Origin of the sequence: Pseudomonas putida, from assembly GCF_026625125.1 — a bacterium.
GTDB classification, from domain to species: domain Bacteria; phylum Pseudomonadota; class Gammaproteobacteria; order Pseudomonadales; family Pseudomonadaceae; genus Aquipseudomonas; species Aquipseudomonas putida_X.
On the sequence record NZ_CP113097.1, the window covers coordinates 4,127,514 to 4,146,270 of the forward strand.

General features: G+C 63.2%; 14 protein-coding genes. 9 read left to right on the plus strand and 5 right to left on the minus strand.

Annotated features, from left to right (window positions below; translation table 11 throughout):
• Nucleotides 1–8: 8 nt before the first annotated feature.
• The gene (locus OSW16_RS18960; RefSeq protein ID WP_267817618.1) at nt 9–923 is read right to left on the minus strand and encodes a DUF808 domain-containing protein; all 915 of its coding nucleotides are present in this window, start codon (nt 921–923) and stop codon (nt 9–11) included.
• Between the two features lie 132 nt (nt 924–1,055).
• On the opposite strand from OSW16_RS18960, the gene OSW16_RS18965 reads away from it, so the two are divergent.
• Nucleotides 1,056–1,667, plus strand: a complete 612-nt coding sequence (locus OSW16_RS18965) for a TetR/AcrR family transcriptional regulator (RefSeq protein ID WP_039604598.1) — start codon at nt 1,056–1,058, stop codon at nt 1,665–1,667.
• A 180-nt stretch (nt 1,668–1,847) separates the two neighbouring features.
• On the opposite strand, the gene OSW16_RS18970 is transcribed toward OSW16_RS18965, so the two are convergent.
• Entirely contained in the window at nt 1,848–2,288 is a 441-nt protein-coding gene (locus tag OSW16_RS18970; RefSeq protein WP_241804525.1) for a GlcG/HbpS family heme-binding protein, read from the minus strand.
• 257 nt (nt 2,289–2,545) lie between these two features.
• On the opposite strand from OSW16_RS18970, the gene gcl reads away from it, so the two are divergent.
• The 7 genes from gcl to OSW16_RS19005 all read left to right on the plus strand — a co-directional run bounded on the left by gcl (nt 2,546) and on the right by OSW16_RS19005 (nt 11,081).
• Nucleotides 2,546–4,321, plus strand: coding sequence for a glyoxylate carboligase (gene gcl / locus OSW16_RS18975; RefSeq protein WP_267817622.1), 1,776 nt, complete (start codon nt 2,546–2,548; stop codon nt 4,319–4,321).
• Nucleotides 4,322–4,389: 68 nt separating this feature from the next.
• Nucleotides 4,390–5,172 (plus strand): hydroxypyruvate isomerase, encoded by a 783-nt coding sequence (gene hyi / locus OSW16_RS18980; RefSeq protein ID WP_267817624.1) that lies wholly within the window; start codon nt 4,390–4,392, stop codon nt 5,170–5,172.
• 154 nt (nt 5,173–5,326) lie between these two features.
• Nucleotides 5,327–6,220 carry a 2-hydroxy-3-oxopropionate reductase gene (locus OSW16_RS18985; protein WP_267817626.1) on the plus strand — a complete coding sequence of 298 codons (894 nt, stop codon included), beginning with the start codon at nt 5,327–5,329 and terminating at the stop codon, nt 6,218–6,220.
• A 166-nt stretch (nt 6,221–6,386) separates the two neighbouring features.
• On the plus strand, nt 6,387–7,661 hold the full coding sequence (locus OSW16_RS18990; RefSeq protein ID WP_267817628.1) for a glycerate kinase type-2 family protein: 1,275 nt from the start codon (nt 6,387–6,389) through the stop codon (nt 7,659–7,661).
• Entirely contained in the window at nt 7,658–9,073 is a 1,416-nt protein-coding gene (pyk, locus tag OSW16_RS18995; RefSeq protein WP_267817630.1) for a pyruvate kinase, read from the plus strand. The genes OSW16_RS18990 and pyk overlap by 4 nt, the downstream gene beginning before the upstream one ends.
• Before the next feature lie 268 nt (nt 9,074–9,341).
• Complete coding sequence (locus tag OSW16_RS19000) at nt 9,342–10,211, plus strand: urea transporter (protein ID WP_267817632.1); 870 nt, start codon at nt 9,342–9,344, stop codon at nt 10,209–10,211.
• Nucleotides 10,212–10,256: 45 nt separating this feature from the next.
• A complete protein-coding gene (locus tag OSW16_RS19005) occupies nt 10,257–11,081 on the plus strand; it encodes an ion transporter (RefSeq protein WP_267817634.1) in 825 nt (274 codons plus the stop codon).
• On the opposite strand, the gene OSW16_RS19010 is transcribed toward OSW16_RS19005, so the two are convergent.
• Entirely contained in the window at nt 11,054–15,541 is a 4,488-nt protein-coding gene (locus tag OSW16_RS19010) for an NEL-type E3 ubiquitin ligase domain-containing protein (protein WP_267817636.1), read from the minus strand. The genes OSW16_RS19005 and OSW16_RS19010 overlap by 28 nt on opposite strands.
• A gap of 184 nt (nt 15,542–15,725) precedes the next feature.
• Here OSW16_RS19010 and OSW16_RS19015 point away from each other — a divergent pair, with 184 nt between their 5' ends.
• Nucleotides 15,726–16,724 carry a sulfate ABC transporter substrate-binding protein gene (locus OSW16_RS19015; RefSeq protein WP_241804534.1) on the plus strand — a complete coding sequence of 333 codons (999 nt, stop codon included), beginning with the start codon at nt 15,726–15,728 and terminating at the stop codon, nt 16,722–16,724.
• Between the two features lie 59 nt (nt 16,725–16,783).
• Here the strand turns inward: OSW16_RS19015 and OSW16_RS19020 are convergent, their stop codons facing one another.
• A complete protein-coding gene (locus OSW16_RS19020) occupies nt 16,784–17,719 on the minus strand; it encodes a class I SAM-dependent methyltransferase (protein ID WP_267817639.1) in 936 nt (311 codons plus the stop codon).
• A gap of 70 nt (nt 17,720–17,789) precedes the next feature.
• Nucleotides 17,790–18,689 carry a DMT family transporter gene (locus tag OSW16_RS19025; protein ID WP_267817641.1) on the minus strand — a complete coding sequence of 300 codons (900 nt, stop codon included), beginning with the start codon at nt 18,687–18,689 and terminating at the stop codon, nt 17,790–17,792.
• Nucleotides 18,690–18,757 lie beyond the last annotated feature (68 nt).

Below are 18,757 nucleotides of genomic sequence, written 5' to 3' on the forward strand. Positions count from 1 at the left end.
CCGGCACATCAGGTGGCAGGCTTCACCGCCCGCCACAACTTGCTCGCCAGCGCCACGACAGCGAGCACAACGGCACCCGCCACAATCCCCACACCACCATTGAGCAACGCGCCAGTAAGCGCCCCGCCCCGCCCTTCGCTGAAGGCCTCGATGGCATGATGCAATGGCGCAACACCGTGTACCAGAATCCCGCCACCGACCAGGAACATTGCCGCCGTCCCGATCACCGACAGGCTCTTCATCATGTAGGGCGCCGCCCGCAGAATGCCATTGCCCACCACCTGGGCCGTTTTCGAGGCCTTTTGAGTCATCCACAAGCCCAGGTCATCGAGCTTGACGATACCGCCCACCAACCCATAGACACCCACGGTCATGACGATCGCAATACCCGACAGCACGATGATCTGCTGAGTCAACGGCGCATCGGCCACGGTGCCCAAGGTGATGGCGATGATTTCTGCCGAGAGAATGAAGTCGGTGCGCACCGCCCCTTTGATCTTGCTCTTCTCGAACGCCACCAGGTCGACATTGGTATCGGCAACGGCCTCGCTACGCGCACTGTGCTCGGCAGCATCCTCTTCCTTGCTGTGCAAGAACTTGTGCGCCAGCTTTTCGAAGCCTTCGAAACAGAGGTATGCGCCGCCGATCATCAGCAGCGGAGTCACCGCCCATGGAATGAACGCGCTGATCAGCAGCGCCGCCGGCACCAGGATCGCCTTATTGACGAACGAGCCTTTGGCCACCGCCCACACCACCGGGATCTCGCGCTCGGCGCGCACACCCGTGACCTGCTGCGCGTTGAGTGCCAGGTCGTCGCCCAGCACACCTGCGGTTTTCTTCGCCGCGACCTTGGTCATCAGCGAGACGTCGTCGAGTACCGTGGCAATGTCGTCGATCAGTACCAGTAAACTGCTTCCTGCCATGTCTGCCTGTTTCCCGTGAAATGAATGGGCCGCAGTCTAGCCCAAAGTCGCTGCCTTGAGCCCCCATCGAGCCCGGTGCTACCATGCTCGATCCCTCTTAGAGGTGGCCAGACACGAGGAAGATCCCTGACCATGAGCACCATTCGCGAGCGCAACAAGGAACTGATCCTGCGCGCGGCCAGCGAGGAATTCGCCGACAAGGGCTTCGCTGCCACCAAGACCAGCGATATCGCGGCCAAGGCCGGCCTGCCCAAGCCGAACGTGTATTACTACTTCAAGTCCAAGGACAACCTCTACCGCGAGGTCCTGGAGAGCATCATCGCGCCGATCATGCAGGCCTCCACGCCGTTCAATGCCGACGGCGACCCCAAAGAAGTGCTCAGTGCCTACATCCGCTCGAAGATTCGCATTTCGCGCGACCTGCCCCATGCTTCGAAGGTGTTCGCCAGCGAGATCATGCACGGTGCACCGCACCTCTCGCCCAACCAGGTGGAACAGCTCAACGAGCAGGCCCGCCACAACATCGAGTGCATCGAGCGCTGGATCGAGCGCGGGCAGATTGCCAAGGTCGACGCGCACCACCTGATGTTCAGCATCTGGGCAGCGACTCAGACCTATGCCGATTTCGATTGGCAGATTTCAGTGATCACCGGCAAGGCCAAGTTGGCTGACAGTGATTACGAAGCAGCAGCCGAGACCATCATCCGGCTGGTGCTCAAAGGCTGCGAGCCCGAGGCAGCCTGATAGGGCGCAAGGGGCTGCTCTGCAGCCCTATCGCCGGCAAGCCGGCTCCCACATGGATTGCGCCGGCTTTAAGAAATTGGGCAAGACGGTTGCTGCCACAGATACACCACAGTTAACAGATCGTGGAGTACCTGTGGGAGCCGGCTTGCCGGCGATGAGGCCGGTACAGCCAACAGAAATTCAGGCCGCTACCCCGGCATCCGCCGTCAACCCCACCTCTTCGATCGCACTGATCGCACACTGCTCGTCGATATCCGACGTATCGCCGCTGATCCCTACCGCACCCAGCACCTTGCCATCCTGATCACGGATCAGCACGCCACCTGGCGCCGGCACCACCGGCCGCTCACCCACACCATTCAACGCGGCAAAAAACGCCGGCCGCTGCTGCGCATCCAGCGCCAGCAAGCGCGAACCCTTGCCCAAGGCAATCGCACCCCAGGCCTTGCCCGTGGCCACCCCAGGGCGAATCAGGCTGGCGCCATCTTCGCGCTGCAGCGCCAGCACATGCCCACCGGCATCCAGCACCACCACCGTCAACGGCGCAGCATTGATCTTGCGGCCCGCCGCCAGCGCCGCGTTCACCAGGCTGACAGCGACTTTCAGGTTCAAAGCGTTCATGGAAAGGTCCTCTTCTTGTTGTGAGAAGCCCGTAGGGCAGTTGAAAAACGATCCATCAAATAGAACACAAGTAAGATTGTTTTTGTATACAATAAATTGAAACGATCGTATGCGGTGACGCAAATCGCCGTTTTCATGGGCGCTCGGACGAAAGCAACCTCCCCCGATGAAAACCCATTGACCTAAACCGCCAGCCGTGAATACACTCTGGCACAAAGCAAGTTGTATACAATTACAAAATCGATGAGGCACAACCCATGAGCAAAATGAGAGCAATCGATGCAGCCGTTCTGGTCATGCGCCGTGAAGGTGTAGATACCGCGTTCGGCATCCCAGGGGCTGCCATCAACCCGTTGTACTCGGCCCTGAAAAAAGTCGGTGGCATCGATCACGTCCTCGCTCGTCACGTTGAAGGCGCCTCGCACATGGCCGAGGGCTACACCCGCGCCAACCCAGGCAACATCGGCGTGTGCATCGGCACCTCGGGCCCCGCCGGCACCGACATGGTCACCGGCCTGTACAGCGCGTCGGCCGACTCCATCCCGATTCTGTGCATCACCGGCCAGGCGCCACGTGCCCGCCTGCACAAGGAAGACTTCCAGGCAGTCGACATCACCAGCATCGTCAAGCCCGTCACCAAGTGGGCGACCACTGTGCTGGAGCCAGGCCAAGTGCCTTATGCCTTCCAGAAAGCCTTCTACGAAATGCGCACTGGCCGCCCAGGCCCGGTGCTGATCGATTTGCCGTTCGACGTGCAGATGGCCGAAATCGAATTCGACATCGACGCCTACGAACCGCTGGCCGTCAACAAGCCGTGCGCCACCCGCGTGCAGGCTGAAAAAGCCCTGGCCCTGCTCAACGACGCCGAGCGCCCACTGCTGGTGGCCGGTGGCGGCATCATCAACGCCGACGCCAGCGACAAGCTGGTAGAGTTCGCCGAACTGACCGGCGTGCCCGTGATCCCTACCCTGATGGGCTGGGGCACCATCCCGGACGACCACGCCCAGATGGTTGGCATGGTCGGCCTGCAGACCTCGCACCGCTACGGTAACGCCACCCTGCTCAAGTCCGACCTGGTGTTCGGCATCGGCAACCGTTGGGCCAACCGCCATACCGGTACCGTTGACGTCTATACCGAAGGCCGCAAGTTCGTCCACGTCGACATCGAGCCCACCCAGATCGGCCGCGTGTTCACCCCGGACCTGGGTATCGTCTCCGACGCAGGCCTGGCGCTGGACGTGTTCATCGAAGTAGCCCGCGAGTGGAAAGCCGCCGGTAAGCTGCAGTGCCGCAGGGCCTGGCTGGAAGACTGCCAGCAGCGTAAGGCGAGCCTGCAGCGCAAGACCCACTTCGACAACGTGCCGGTCAAGCCGCAGCGCGTTTACGAAGAGATGAACCAAGTGTTCGGCAAGGACACCTGCTACGTCAGCACCATTGGCCTGTCGCAGATTGCCGGCGCGCAGTTCCTGCACGTGTACAAGCCACGCCACTGGATCAACTGTGGCCAGGCCGGCCCGCTCGGCTGGACCATCCCGGCGGCACTGGGCGTGGTCAAAGCCGACCCGAAACGCAAGGTCGTGGCACTGTCGGGCGACTATGACTTCCAGTTCATGATCGAAGAGCTGGCCGTGGGCGCGCAGTTCAACCTGCCGTACGTACACGTGCTGGTGAACAACGCTTACCTGGGCCTGATCCGTCAGGCGCAGCGTGGCTTCGACATGGATTACTGTGTACAACTGGCGTTCGAGAACATCAACTCCACCGACGCCGCCACCTATGGTGTCGATCACGTCGCCGTGGTCGAAGGCTTGGGTTGCAAGGCCATCCGGGTATTCGAACCAGGTGAAATCGCCCCGGCCCTGCTCAAGGCTCAGAAGATGGCCGAAGAGTTCCGGGTACCGGTCGTGGTGGAAGTGATCCTCGAGCGCGTGACCAACATTTCCATGGGCACCGAGATCAACGCGGTCAACGAGTTCGAAGACCTGGCCCTGGTCGGCAACGACGCGCCAACCGCCATCTCGATGCTGGACTGATCGCCTGACGCCCCCGCGCTGCGCCCTGACCGAGGGCGCCGGGGGCCTTCATCGCAAGGAGACACATCATGCCTCGCTTCGCTGCCAACCTGTCCATGCTGTTCACCGAACAGGACTTCCTGGCCCGCTTCAAGGCTGCCGCCGATGCTGGTTTCAGCGGCGTCGAATACCTCTTTCCCTACGACTTCAGCGCTGCCGACATCAAGCAGCAACTCGACGCCCACGGCCTGACCCAGGTGCTGTTCAACCTGCCGGCCGGTGATTGGGGCAAAGGTGAGCGCGGAATCGCCTGCCACCCCGACCGCGTGGAAGAATTCCGCGCGGGTGTCGACAAGGCCATCGAATACGCCAAGGTCCTGGGCAACACCCAGGTCAACTGCCTGGCCGGCATTCGCCCGCAAGGCCTGCAGTGCGCCGACGTACGCAAGACATTCGTCGACAACCTGAAATTCGCCGCCGACAAGCTCAAAGCCGCTGGCATTCGCCTGGTCATGGAAATGATCAACACCCGCGACATCCCGGGCTTCTACCTGAACACCACCCAGCAGGCCCTGGAAATCCAGGCCGAAGTGGGCAGCGACAACCTGTTCCTGCAGTACGACATCTACCACATGCAGATCATGGAAGGTGACCTGGCTCGCACCATGCAAGCGAACCTGAACCTGATCAACCACATCCAGCTGGCCGACAACCCGGGCCGCAACGAGCCGGGCACCGGCGAGATCAACTATCGCTTCCTGTTCGAGCACCTGGACCGCATCGGTTACCAAGGCTGGGTAGGCGCGGAGTACAAGCCGCTGACCACCACCGAAGCGGGCCTGGGCTGGCTGAAAACCCATAACGCACTCTAAGAACGCCCGCAGAACCTGCGGGCTGCAGATCAGCCCTGGCAGGTTCCTGCGCCACTGAGACCGAGGGGCCGCTGCGCGCCCCTTTCGCGACACCCGGCCACTCCTGGCGGGCCCGGGTCGCCTGCTCACATAACAATGAAAGAGGTAATTTCTCATGGCTAAAATCGGATTCCTCGGCACCGGCATCATGGGCAAGCCCATGGCTCAGAACCTGCAAAAAGCAGGTCACAGCATTTTCGTTTCCACCCACCACGAGGCCGCACCGGCTGACCTGATCGCCGCTGGCGCCGTGGCGCTGGCCAACCCGAAAGAGGTTGCCCAGGAAGCCGAGTTCATCATCGTCATGGTGCCGGATACCCCGCAGGTCGAAAGTGTCCTGTTCGACCAGAACGGCGTCGCCGAAGGCGTGGGCCCGAACAAAGTCGTGATCGACATGAGCTCGATCTCGCCGACCGCCACCAAGGCCTTTGCCGAGAAGATCAAGGCCACCGGTGCCGCCTATCTGGACGCCCCGGTGTCCGGTGGTGAGGTCGGTGCCAAGGCCGCGACCCTGAGCATCATGGTCGGTGGCTGCCCGAAAGCCTTCGAGCGCGCCCTGCCGCTGTTCGAGGCCATGGGCAAGAACATCACCCGCGTCGGCGGCAATGGCGACGGCCAGACGGCCAAGGTCGCCAACCAGATCATCGTCGCCCTGAACATCCAGGCCGTCAGTGAAGCCCTGCTGTTCGCCGCCAAGAACGGCGCGGACCCTGCCAAGGTACGTGAAGCACTGATGGGCGGTTTCGCCTCGTCGAAAATCCTCGAAGTGCACGCCGAGCGCATGATCAAAGGCACCTTCGACCCAGGCTTCCGCATCAACCTGCACCAGAAGGACCTGAACCTGGCCCTGCAAGGCGCCAAGGAACTGGGCATCAACCTGCCCAACACCTCCAATGCCCAGCAAGTGTTCAGCACCTGCGTGGCACTGGGCGGCGGCAACTGGGACCACTCGGCGCTGATCAAAGGCCTGGAACACATGGCCAACTTCTCGATCCGCGGCGAGAAATAAGCTTCAAGCTGTAAGCCTCGAGCGGCAAGCAAAAGCAGGTCTGCTTTTACTTGTGGCTTGTAGCTTGAAGCTTGCAGCTCTGGGGACCGCCCCTGGTTCGGCCTGCACGGAGGCAGTTCCAGGGGCGTTTTCGATTCTGCAGAACAACAATAATTGGGAGCCTGCCATGTCGGTCGATCCGCAAAAACTTCTCCGCGACCTGTTCGACACAGCCATCGCTGCCGCCCACCCCCGTCAAGTCCTCGAACCCTACCTGCCCGCCGACCGTAGCGGCCGGGTCATCGTCATCGGCGCCGGCAAAGCCGCTGCAGCCATGGCCGAAGTGGTCGAGAAGAGCTGGCAGGGCGAAGTGTCCGGGCTGGTTGTCACACGTTACGGCCACGGCGCCAACTGCCAGAAGATCGAAGTGGTCGAAGCCGCCCACCCGGTCCCCGACGCCGCTGGCCTGGCTGTGGCCAAACGCGTGCTGGAGCTGGTCAGCAACCTGAACGAAGACGACCGTGTCATCTTCCTGCTCTCCGGCGGTGGTTCTGCCCTGCTGGCGCTGCCAGCCGAAGGCCTGACCCTGGCCGACAAGCAACACATCAACAAGGCGCTGCTCAAATCCGGCGCCACCATCGGCGAGATGAACTGCGTGCGCAAGCATCTCTCGGCGATCAAGGGCGGCCGCCTGGCCAAGGCTTGCTGGCCCGCCACGGTCTACACCTATGCAATCTCCGATGTCCCTGGCGACCTGGCCACGGTCATCGCTTCCGGCCCTACCGTGGCCGACCCAAGCACCTCGGCCGATGCCCTGGCGATCCTCAAGCGCTACAACATCGAAGCGCCCAAAGCGGTCATCGACTGGCTCAACGACCCGGCCTCGGAAACCGTCAAGGCCGATGACCCGGCCCTGGCCCGCAGCCACTTCCAGCTGATCGCCAAACCCCAGCAATCGCTTGAAGCCGCTGCAGTCCAGGCCCGCCAGGCCGGCTTCAGCCCGCTGATCCTCGGCGACCTGGAAGGCGAGTCACGCGAAGTGGCCAAGGTGCACGCAGGTATAACCCGGCAGATCGTCCAGCACGGGCAGCCGCTGAAGGCGCCCTGCGTGATCCTTTCTGGCGGAGAAACCACTGTCACCGTACGCGGTAATGGCCGTGGCGGGCGCAATGCCGAGTTCCTGCTCAGCCTCACCGAAAGCCTCAAGGGCCTGCCGGGCGTGTATGCACTGGCCGGTGACACCGACGGCATCGACGGCTCGGAAGAAAACGCCGGCGCCTTCATGACGCCAGACAGCTTCGCCCGCGCCGAGGCACTGGGCCTGTCGGCCAGCGACGAGCTGGACAACAACAACGGCTACGGCTATTTCGCGGCACTCGATGCGCTGATCGTCACAGAGCCTACCCGCACCAACGTCAACGACTTCCGCGCCATCCTGATCCTTGAGACTGCACAATCATGACGCCTGATAAGAAAGTCAAAATCCTCGCCACCCTGGGCCCTGCGATCAGCGGCATCGACGACATCCGCCAGCTGGTGGAAGCCGGGGTGAACATCTTCCGCCTCAACTTCAGCCACGGCGAACACGCCGACCACGCCCTGCGTTACCAGTGGATCCGTGAAGTCGAGCAGCAACTGAACTACCCGCTGGGTATCCTCATGGACCTGCAGGGGCCGAAGCTGCGCGTGGGCCGCTTCGCCGAGGGCAAGGTGCAATTGCAACGCGGCCAGGCCCTGCGCCTGGACCTGGACAAGACCCCCGGCGACAGCCGCCGGGTCAACCTGCCACACCCTGAAATCATCGCAGCCCTTGAGCCCGGCATGGACCTGTTGCTGGACGACGGCAAGCTGCGCCTGCGCGTCACCGCCAAGCACGACGACGCCATCGACACTGAAGTGCTCAACGGTGGCGAGCTGTCCGACCGCAAGGGCGTCAACGTACCGCAAGCAGTACTCGACCTCTCCCCGCTGACTGAAAAGGACCGCCGCGACCTGGCCTTTGGCCTGGAACTGGGCGTGGACTGGGTGGCCCTGTCGTTCGTGCAGCGCCCTGAGGACATCGTCGAAGCACGCCAGCTGATCGGCGATCGCGCCTACTTGATGGCCAAGATCGAGAAGCCATCGGCAGTCGAACAGCTGCAAGCCATCGCCGAACTGGCAGACGCGATCATGGTGGCCCGCGGTGACCTAGGCGTGGAAGTGCCGGCCGAGAGCGTGCCGCAAATCCAGAAACGCATCATCGGCACCTGCCGTCAGCTGGGTAAACCGGTGGTGGTGGCCACGCAGATGCTCGAATCCATGCGTTTCTCGCCGGCCCCGACCCGCGCCGAAGTCACTGATGTGGCCAATGCCGTGGCCGAGGGCGCCGATGCGGTGATGCTGTCGGCTGAGACCGCCTCGGGTGATTACCCACTGGAAGCGGTGCAGATGATGAGCAAGATCATCCGCCAGGTGGAGAACGGCCCGGACTACCAGGCCCAGCTCGAAGTTGGCCGGCCCAAGGCTGAAGCGACGGTGTCGGACGCCATCAGCTGCGCGATCCGCCGCATCAGCGGCATCCTGCCGGTGGCGGTGCTGGTCAACTACAGCGAGTCGGGCGCCTCGACCCTGCGCGCCGCACGCGAGCGGCCACGGGCGCCGATCCTCAACCTGACGCCGAACCTGGTCACTGCCCGCCGCCTGAGCGTGACCTGGGGCGTGCACTCGGTGGTCAATGACCGTTTGCGCCAGGTGGATGAAGTGGTCACCACCGCACTGGAAATCGCCCAGGCGCAAGGTATGGCAAGCCGTGGTGACACCTTGCTGATCACTGCCGGTGTGCCGTTCGGCAAGCCGGGCTCGACCAACAGCCTGCGGATCGAGACCTTGATCTGAGGGTGTCGGGGGCGCTTTGCGCCAGTTTCGCTAGCAGGGCTGCTACGCAGCCCATCGCTGGCAAGCCAGCCACCAGGTACGCGCAGGCCTCAAGAACTGCGCGGCCCTGGTGGAAGCTGGCTTGCCGGCGGCGGGCCGTGAAGCGGCTGCAAAGCGCTTGACTGAGTGGCTTCAAGCAACGCCCTCCCCTGGCACTGCAACGACAGACACGCGGAAAACCGAGGCCCAAAGAGGCCCACCGCTCTTCCATCAACCTTGCCGACTGCCCATGTACACCAAAAATTTCGTCAACCCGTGCCCCGACTGGGCCACGGCGCTGCTCAACGGCTTCAGCCAGGTGCTGCTGCTGCGCAATCCCCTGTGCGGGCTGTGCTGCCTGCTGGCCATTCTGCTGACCGCGCCCCACCTGGTCGGCGGCGCCCTACTCGGCGCCCTGGCCGGCCTGCTCACCGCCCAGGCCCGCGGCTACGACCGCGCTGACCGTCAGGCCGGGCTGTACAGCTACAACGGCGTGCTCATCGGCCTGCTGATCAGCGCCGTGCTGCCCTGGTCGGCCATTCTGCCGCCACTGATCATCGCTGCTGGCGGGCTGTCCAGCATCATTACCCACCAGTGGCGCAAGCGCGGCGGCAAGCTGCTGATTGCCTATACCGCACCGTTTGTGCTGCTGGGCTGGGCCGTGCTGCTGTTCGCCAGCCCCTCGCCCGGCGGCTTCGTCGAAGCCGACCCGCTATATGCCCTGGCGCGGGGAGTAGGTCAGATTTTTCTGCTCGACCAGCCATTGGCCGGCGTACTGATCATTGTCGGCATGTTCGTCGCCAATCCCTATGCCGCAATGTGGGCTGTCATCGGCTCGGCCATCGGTGGCAGCGTGGGCTTGTTCGCCGAAGCGCAATCTGCCTGGCTGGGTCTGCACGGCTTCAACGCCGCACTGGCCGCGCTGGCCTTCAGCAGACAGGGTGAAAAGCCCTGGGTGACCCTGCTGGCGATTGCCTTGGCGGTAGTGCTGCAATCGCTGTTCAAGCTGCTACCGGCTCCCGGCCTGACCGCACCGTTCGTCGCCGCCTGTTGGCTGATGCACTTGGGCAGCCACCTGGCACAACCCAGGCAACGCAATGCCAGCCGCTTGCACAGCTGAAACGCAACCCCTAGGCTCACCCCATTGCTTTTGTGGAACGAGCCCATGAATAACCCTATGAGCCTGCGCGAGCGGCTCTACGTCATCGTTTTCCAGACCGACACCGTCGCCGGCCGGCGCTTCGACAAGACGCTGCTGCTGATCATCCTGGCCAGCCTGGTCACCGTCATCCTCGACAGTATCGATGAAGTGCACCAGAACTACGCAGGCCTGTTGGCGGGTATCGAATGGGGCTTTACCGCGATTTTTCTGGCCGAGTACATCACCCGCCTGTACTGCTCTCCCAAGCCCATGCGCTACGCCTTCAGCTTCTATGGCCTGGTCGACCTGCTGGCGATCGTGCCCGGGATCCTCGCCCTGTACTACAGCGACGCGCAGTACCTGCTGATCATCCGGGTAATCCGCATGCTGCGGATTTTCCGGGTGCTCAAGCTCGGCCAGTACCTGAACCAAGCCAATTACCTGATGGCGGCACTGCGCGGCAGCAAGCAGAAGATCATCGTGTTTCTGCTCAGCGTATCGACACTGGTGACTGTGTTCGGCACCTTGATGTATGTGATCGAGGGGCCGGAGCACGGTTTTACCAGTATCCCCAAAGGCATCTATTGGGCGATCGTCACCCTCACCACAGTGGGCTTCGGCGACATCGTGCCCAAGACGCCGCTGGGGCAGGTGTTGTCTTCGCTGGTGATGATCACCGGTTATTCGATCATCGCCGTGCCCACCGGGATTTTCACGGCCGAACTGGCCAATGCCATGCGTGGCGAACAGTTGCACCATGACTGCCCTAACTGCCAGAAAAGCACGCATGGCCACGACGCGGCATTCTGCTCGCGCTGTGGTCAGGCACTGTTCGGCAAGCGCGACTGATCCTGCGCCAGCGCCTCGCGTGTCAACGCCAGCAGCACGTCGCTGCGCGCTGCCTGGCGCTCGGCGTGGACGACCCCGACCCTGGCCAGGTATTCGGCCTCGGGTACCGAATCGGCGCTCTCCAGCAATGCTTGCATGCGCGTGTGGAAGGGCGCATCGGCCGCCTCCAGGCGTGCTGCCTGCGTGCGTTGCAGATGCTCCTGCCAGAATTCGCGCTGAGCCAGTGAGACGGCGATCTGCTCATCTGTCTCGTTTGCCTGCACCCGCGCTCGCGCCGCCTCCACGCGTTCAGGCCCCACGCCGGCCACTGCGGTAAACAGCATGCTCCCAGGTTGGGCGGGCAGATCGAGTGCATCACGCAAGGCCACGCGATAGGCCAGGCCCACTTCGATCTCATCCGGATCGGCGCCTGCGGCGCGGCGAGCTTGAATGTCTTGCACAACGATGCGATCGACCTCATCCAGCCGCCAGAGTTGTCGGCCCAGGTGCAGCAAGGCGCCCTGCTGATCGCCACTCCCGGCCTCGATACGCGCACGCCAGACCAGCATGCTCAGTTCCAGGTTGCTGAAACACAACGCCACGCTGTCCTGGCAAGTGAGTTCCTGGTTGACCTGATGGAACAACATCTCTCGCAGGCTGGCGTGGTCCTGCATGGCCTGTAGCATGATGAACACCCGCTCCGCCAATGCTTCGCCGTTCTGCCTGAACTCTGCGGTGTCCAGCAAGCGGCCCAGCAACCGGAAGAAGTCGTCGCCACCGGGCTCCATCTCCAGCGCCTCCCAGCACGCCGACAGTTCGTCACGTGCCAGCACGTTGGCGCTGTCCAGCCAGCGCTGACGCAAGAACGTGGTCCCCGGTTGCGCTTCCATGTTCAGGTGTGGCATCGACGTCTGCAGGCCCTCAAGGTCGTGATCGTTCAACGGGTTGCCCCAGAGCATGAGCATGCGCCGGCTCCATACCGGTGCCCGATAATAGCTTGCAGGCAATGTGGCGATACGGTTGTCGCGCAAGTCGGCTTGCAGCAGGTCGGGGCAACGCAGTACCCCGGGCGGCAACTCCGTCTGGCCGGTATTGCGCAAATACAGCCGTCGCAGCCGAGGCAGCGCGCGCAGAGAAAAACCGCGGCCCAAAGGGTTGAACGACAGGTTGAGGTACTCCAGGGACTCGCAATGGGCGAGGATGCCCGCCTGTTCCGGGTCGAGCACGATGCGGTTGTTGAACAGGTCCAGCTCGTTCAGGCTGGGCATCTGGGCGATCGCCGCCGGCACGCGGCTCAGGCGATTGCCACTGAGCTCAAGGATGCGAAGCTCTGGAAAAGCGCCCAGGAATGCCACGGGAATGTCCTCTAGCTGCATCCCCAGCAACGCCAGTTCAAAAATATGGGAAAACCTGACGTGGGAGGGCAGTTCGGGCAACTGGCCAGGCATGGCAGCGAACATGGCAAAGCGGAAACTCTGCGGCGCCTGGATATCGTTCACCCCCGCAGTGATCCGCCGCTGCCAGCAGTCGATCAGGCAACGCCGGAAATAACGGCGCTCTTCTCGCAGGCCCCGTGATGTTGCCTGACGCTCCCACTGCTGCAGCCGTTCGCGCAACGCCGCAAGCTCGTTGCCCAGCCGGGTGATTTCCCCATGGACATCGCTGCCTGAGGTGCGCAGGCCTTCAATCCAGGCCAGTATCTGCTCGTCGGAGAAGCCTGGGTACAAATTGCGCACTGAGGCAAACAATCCTTGTGGAGGCCTTCCACGCCGCCCGCTCAGCGGGTACCCCAGACGCCCATCGGGCTGGCGCTGCGGCAGGCGAAACCAGCCGCGCGAGGGTGGCTCACCCAACAGCTGAGTGACCTCGGCGCGATGCGCTACGGCCTGGCGGCTGAGCAGTACGCGCAAGTTGTGGGCGAATGGCTCGCCGACCCCCAAGGTATCGCGCAGCTGATCGTCATAGGCAGAGGCCATGACCTCGAACAGCTCGCCAGCCTGGCCCAGCGGCTGGCCTGCGCCATCCAGGCGGCGAAACTGGCCATCTTCATGGCGGATAGCACATTCAGGGCCGCCTTCCCCGATGACCAGCAAGGGGGCACCGGCATCGCCATCGAACAAGGCCCAGCGCACGCCACCGCCCGCTGGCAAGTGCCTGAGCATGGCAAGCGCCACCCGGGCAAGGTCCAGCTGCTGCTCCACCTCCAGGTAGAACGCTTCGAACACCCTGACCTGACGAATCCGCCGGATATGCACGCGCGCCGCCTCAGCAAGCCTCAACGCCACGCGCCCGCTGTCGGCCAGCCGCTCGCGGTCTGCCAAGTGAGCAGTGCGCCACAACGCGCGTGCCGCCGATTCATGCAGGCTTGGAAAGACGCGACGCAGAACTGCGGTTTCTGCACTCGATGGAGGCTGGGTAGCGGCGTAGGCCTGCTGGAAGAGCAACCGACGGCGAGCGGCGGCCAGCTCGGCCAACGCCTGCTCGCCCAGCCCCTGGCCACCAGGCAATGCGCGTGCTTGCTGCAAGAGCGCAGCGTCGTCCACCGGCTGCCCGGCGCGCAGGCGCTCGATCAGTACGCTGATACGCCGGTCCAGCACGAAGCGTTCGGCGCTGTCGAGCAGCACAGCGTCGGGGGCCTGGCCCTCGACATGCAGGGCCCGCAGATGATCGGCGTGCAGGTCGTGGATCAGCAGAATCTGCTCGATCCGCTCATCATCCAACGCGTGCAGGCGTCCACCAAGCCGGCGAAACAAACCATAGCGGTCATCCCACTGCGCCGGTTGCTCGAACCACAGGCGCCACGCCCCCGCGCCGTTGTGGCGCAGCTGCGGGCCATACCCGTCACGCGGGCGTAGTTGCCACTCACCCTGTGCGCCATGCTGCACCACGGGGTAGCAGTGGCCCTCCATCTCGACCCAGGCGCGGCCATCGAGCCGATGCACGCCCTCTTCATCCACGTGCGCCTGCAGGGGTGGCACGCTGCGGTAGTCGGCCAATACCGGACGGCACAGCCGGGTACTACCGTCTTCCAGTTGCTCAGGTAGCAAGCTGTCCACCCTCAGCGACCGCCGCCAGGTACGCAGTGCCACCCCCACACCGACAGCAGTGGCGCCCATCACGGCAAGGTCGGTAGCGACATGGGTCACGTGATCGAGCGCCGCGCTGGTGTCGCCTTCATGCCAGGCCTCGACGCCATGGAACACTTCCTTGAGCAAGCCCCATGCAGTGAATGCCAGCAAACCTGCGCCGATCACCGGAATGAACAGGCCAGCCAGGTTCAGCAGCGCCCAGCCCTCTGCGGCCAGGCGTTGGTCGTGGGCCTGCTGCACGGCCCGGTCGATGCTGGCGACTGGGGCGGCGATCATCGCCGCGTCATCCTTGATCTGCGCGATACGCGCCGTGCCCAGGGTTTCGAACAATGGCAGGCGCAGGGCCTGCATGTGCTCATCGAGGTCGTAATTGGCCCAATCCGCCAGATCAGCGTAAGCCGGGATGATCACAGAGAAAAATGCCTGGCTGTCCCGACGCCGCACGAAGCGGCTGAAGAAGCGCTGGTAGTCACGCGTACGTAGCCGCCGCCCCAGGTCATTGGCCAGATGCCGCAGGCTGCTGGACACACACCACGGCCCATGGGGATCATCCGGCACGTACGCCAGCAAACGCCGGGTGGTGTTGCGAACCCAACCCTCATCGATAACGTCCAGCAGCACTATCTGCTCCAGGTTACAGCCCACCAGGCTCAGTTGCCTGGCCACCACCGGATCGCCTTGCAGGCGCGGCGGCGTGCCGTCGCGGCATAAGCCCACAATCATCTGCAGTTCGTCGTCGTCGAGTACACCCCTCTGCCTGGCCTTATAGGCCTCCACCAGCATTTGCAGGCGTTGGGCGGTACCCAACAGCATCGCGACGCTTGCGCCCTGGGCTGTCGGCGCCAGCAGCACGCTGTTGAGGTGAGCCTGATATTGACCGCCCAGGTCGAGGCTGCGACACAGCTTGGCAAACGCCACGGCCGACGGGGGTTTGGCAGCGCCTTTACGCGCACTGGTCAGCCGGTTACCCCGCGGTTGGCCCCCCTCCTCGGCTTGATCTTCAGTGAAATTGCGCAGCGCCGCTTCCAGCAGCGGCATGTCGTCATACACCAGTTCGGTAAGGTGCACGCCCACAGGCTGTGCATTGATCACCGGTTCACGGTGGCCGGCAATGAAGGACCAGAGATGCACGTTGAAAGGCTCGCCATCGGGCCCTTCCAAGGCCTGCTCCAGACGGCTTTTCGCGAAACTGTCGATACCTTCCAGGCGTGCAAGCACTGCACTGAGTTGCTGACGCACGGCCAGGCTCTGGCGCAACGCCTCACTCAGGCCCGGCAAATGTTCGGCGCGGGCTGCTCGCAGCCACTGGGGCAGGCGTGCGGCAATCAATTGATCCTGGAAGGCCTGTTCCAGGGCAAGTCCATCGGGCTGCGGGTCGGTTTGGTAAGTCATGGCGCGCTCCTCCTTCGGGAGGCGCGAGCTTAGGTATGGCCCAGGGCTGAAAGTGGTTAGATACCTAACACCCGGCTGGGCGCGCGCATAAGCAAAGAGCCATTCGGTCTTTAATCGCTGCGAAGCGAACGGCTATAGTCACTGGCACAATGCCAACCCTCTGAACCCTAACAAGGAATACTTCGTGAAAAAGCTATTCACCGCCTCGCTGCTGGCGGCCGGCCTGGCGCTGGGCAACTTGGCCCACGCCGCCCCGACCCTGTTGAATGTGTCCTACGACGTGATGCGTGACTTCTACAAAGACTACAACCCGGCCTTCCAGAAGCACTGGGAAGCCGAGCATGACGAGAAGGTCAACGTGCAGATGTCGTTCGGCGGCTCGAGCAAGCAGGCGCGCGCGGTGATCGATGGCCTGCCGGCCGATGTCATCACCATGAACATGGCCACCGACATCAACGCGCTTGCCGACATCGGCAAGCTGGTGCCGGACGATTGGGTCACCCGTTTGCCCAACAACAGCGCGCCGTTCACCTCGGCCACTGTGTTCATCGTGCGCAAGGGTAACCCCAAAGCCCTGAAAGACTGGCCAGACCTGCTCAAGGACGGCGTGCAGGTGATCGTGCCCAACCCGAAGACCTCGGGTAACGGCCGCTACACCTACCTGTCGGCCTGGGGCTATGTGCTCAAGCAAGGCGGTGACGAGGCCAAGGCCCGTGACTTCGTCGGCAAGCTGTTCAAGCAGGCACCGGTACTGGATACCGGCGGTCGCGCTGCTACCACCACCTTCATGACCAACCAGATCGGTGATGTGCTGGTGACCTTCGAGAACGAAGCCGAAATGATCGCCCGCGAATTCGGCCGCGACCAGTTCGAAGTGGTCTACCCGAGCGTGTCGGCCGAGGCTGAACCACCGGTCAGTGTGGTCGACAAGGTGGTAGCCAAGAAGGGCACCCAGGCCGTGGCCGAGGAATACCTCAAGTACCTGTGGTCGCCGGCAGCTCAGGAAATCGCCGCACAGAATTACCTGCGTCCGCGTGATGCAACGGTACTGGCCAAGTACACCGACCGCTTCCCTAAGGTCGATTTCCTGTCGGTGGAGAAAACCTTCGGCGACTGGCGCACCGTGCAGAAAACCCACTTCAACGATGGTGGCGTGTTCGACCAGATCTATACCAACCCGTAATCGCGTGCTGCCTTCACTTGAGCGCCATCATTGCGCCCAAGTGAAGCTTCCCGACTACATCAGGCTGGTGCTTCATCGCGAAACACCAAGGCCTTCAAGCCACCCGCCGGATCGGCATCCGGAAACTCCGGCGGGTTATCCAAACGCTCCACGAAAGCCAACGCTGGGGCCTGCTCCGCCATCCCGTCGATCAGAAACTGCGGCCCGATGCCCGGATCGTTCACGCACGCCAGCACAGTGCCACCCTTGGTCAGCAACTCTGGCAAGCGCCGCAGGATCTTCGCGTAATCCTGGGTCAGCACGAAACTGCCTTTCTGGAAGGTGGGCGGGTCGATGATGATCAAATCGTAAGGCCCGTACTTGCGCACCTTACCCCACGACTTGAACAACTCATGCCCCAGATACGCCACCCGTGATGCATCGTGGCCATTGAGCCGGTGGTTGTCGCGGCCACGCGAAAGCGCCGACTTGGCCATGTCCAGATTGACCACCTGCTCGGCACCGCCGGCGAGCGCCGCGACCGAAAAGCCGCAGGTGTAGGCGAACAGGTTGAGCACACGCTTGCCCGCCGACTGTTCACGTACCCATCGGCGGCCGTAACGCATGTCGAGGAACAGACCGTTGTTCTGCCGCACGCCCAGGTCGAGCAAATAGGTCAGGCCATCTTCGACCACTTCGCGCTGCTGGCACGGCTCGCCCCACAACCACTCACCCGGGCTGTCCGGCAAGTAACGGTGCTGGATGAGGATCGCTTGGCCGGTCCACTGCGGGCGCTCGGCGAGGGTGCGCAGCATGGCCTGCAGTTCAGCCAGCTGGCCTGCGGCTGGCTCACGGAACAGCGCTACCGACAGCACGCCCTGCAACCAGTCGACGGTGACCTGCTCCAGCCCCGGCCAGCAACGGCCGCGGCCGTGAAACAGGCGACGGGTTTCCTGCGGTGCGGGGTCGAGGGCGGTAAGCAGATGCTGTTCGAGGGTGTGGATCGGCGAAGTCATGGCGGGTCGCAAGCAAATAAAAGGAAGCATTCTACCCCGCGAGGCTGCTGGTGGGGCGCGCAACCGCGCCTCACTGGCCTTTGGCAGGGATCGGCGCCGAACGGAACCACCACCCCTGCTGCATGCCCGCCGCCGCCAGCAAGATCAACGCCACACCGAGCCATTGCAACGGCACCAGGCGGTGCCCAAAGGCCACCCAGTCGACCAGGATCGCGGCGATCGGGTAGATGAATGAAAGGGCGCCGGTCAATGCCGTGGGCAGGCGCTGGATGGCGCTGTACAGCAACACATACATCAACCCGGTGTGCACCACGCCCAGCATCACCAGGCTGGCCAAGGCCGAGGGCTCGCCAGGCAGACCGCCCGGCTTGACCCACGGCGCCAACAGCAACACCCCGGTCGCTACCTGGATCAGGGCGATAAGATGCGGTGGCGTGCCGTTCAGGCGCTTGATGATCAACGCGGCAATGGCATAAAGAAACGCCGCCCCCAGCGCCAGGGCAATGCCCAGCAGGTACTCTTCACCGCTGCCCTGCCCTGCGCCATGGGCGCTGACGATGGCCAGCATGCCGAGGAACGCCACGCTCAGCCAGGTGACCTTGGCCACAGTGATCTTCTCGCCCAGAAACACTGCCGCCAGCCCCACCAGCAGAAACGGCTGCACGTTGTACACCGCGGTGCCGATGGCGATCGACGCCCGCGAATAGGAGGCGAACAGCAACACCCAGTTGCCGACGATGGCCACGCCGCTGGCGATTGCCAAGAGCAAGGCCGTGCGGCTGATCACACCAGGTTTGAGAAAGCCGAGCGCCGCACAGACCAGCAGCAACGTGCCGGTGCCAAACACACACCGCCAGAACACCACTTCCAGGACCGGCTGCCCCGATACCAGCACGAACCAGCCGATAGTCCCGGAAATCAGCATGGCAGCGACCATTTCCAGCGAGCCACGGCGCAACGAACTGTCCATCTCACACCTCCCCTGACGATGACGGACAGTATGCAGAGGCTCGCAGTGGGCCCTCCAGCGGATAACCA

Bases quoted from the DNA above. Each gene is read 5' to 3' on its own strand.
- OSW16_RS18960 (WP_267817618.1), bottom strand. From the start codon at position 923: ATGGCAGGAAGCAGTTTACTGGTACTGATCGACGACATTGCCACGGTA.
- OSW16_RS18965 (WP_039604598.1), top strand. From the start codon at position 1,056: ATGAGCACCATTCGCGAGCGCAACAAGGAACTGATCCTGCGCGCGGCC.
- OSW16_RS18970 (WP_241804525.1), bottom strand. From the start codon at position 2,288: ATGAACGCTTTGAACCTGAAAGTCGCTGTCAGCCTGGTGAACGCGGCG.
- gcl (WP_267817622.1), top strand. From the start codon at position 2,546: ATGAGCAAAATGAGAGCAATCGATGCAGCCGTTCTGGTCATGCGCCGT.
- hyi (WP_267817624.1), top strand. From the start codon at position 4,390: ATGCCTCGCTTCGCTGCCAACCTGTCCATGCTGTTCACCGAACAGGAC.
- OSW16_RS18985 (WP_267817626.1), top strand. From the start codon at position 5,327: ATGGCTAAAATCGGATTCCTCGGCACCGGCATCATGGGCAAGCCCATG.
- OSW16_RS18990 (WP_267817628.1), top strand. From the start codon at position 6,387: ATGTCGGTCGATCCGCAAAAACTTCTCCGCGACCTGTTCGACACAGCC.
- pyk (WP_267817630.1), top strand. From the start codon at position 7,658: ATGACGCCTGATAAGAAAGTCAAAATCCTCGCCACCCTGGGCCCTGCG.
- OSW16_RS19000 (WP_267817632.1), top strand. From the start codon at position 9,342: ATGTACACCAAAAATTTCGTCAACCCGTGCCCCGACTGGGCCACGGCG.
- OSW16_RS19005 (WP_267817634.1), top strand. From the start codon at position 10,257: ATGAATAACCCTATGAGCCTGCGCGAGCGGCTCTACGTCATCGTTTTC.
- OSW16_RS19010 (WP_267817636.1), bottom strand. From the start codon at position 15,541: ATGACTTACCAAACCGACCCGCAGCCCGATGGACTTGCCCTGGAACAG.
- OSW16_RS19020 (WP_267817639.1), bottom strand. From the start codon at position 17,719: ATGACTTCGCCGATCCACACCCTCGAACAGCATCTGCTTACCGCCCTC.
- OSW16_RS19025 (WP_267817641.1), bottom strand. From the start codon at position 18,689: ATGGACAGTTCGTTGCGCCGTGGCTCGCTGGAAATGGTCGCTGCCATG.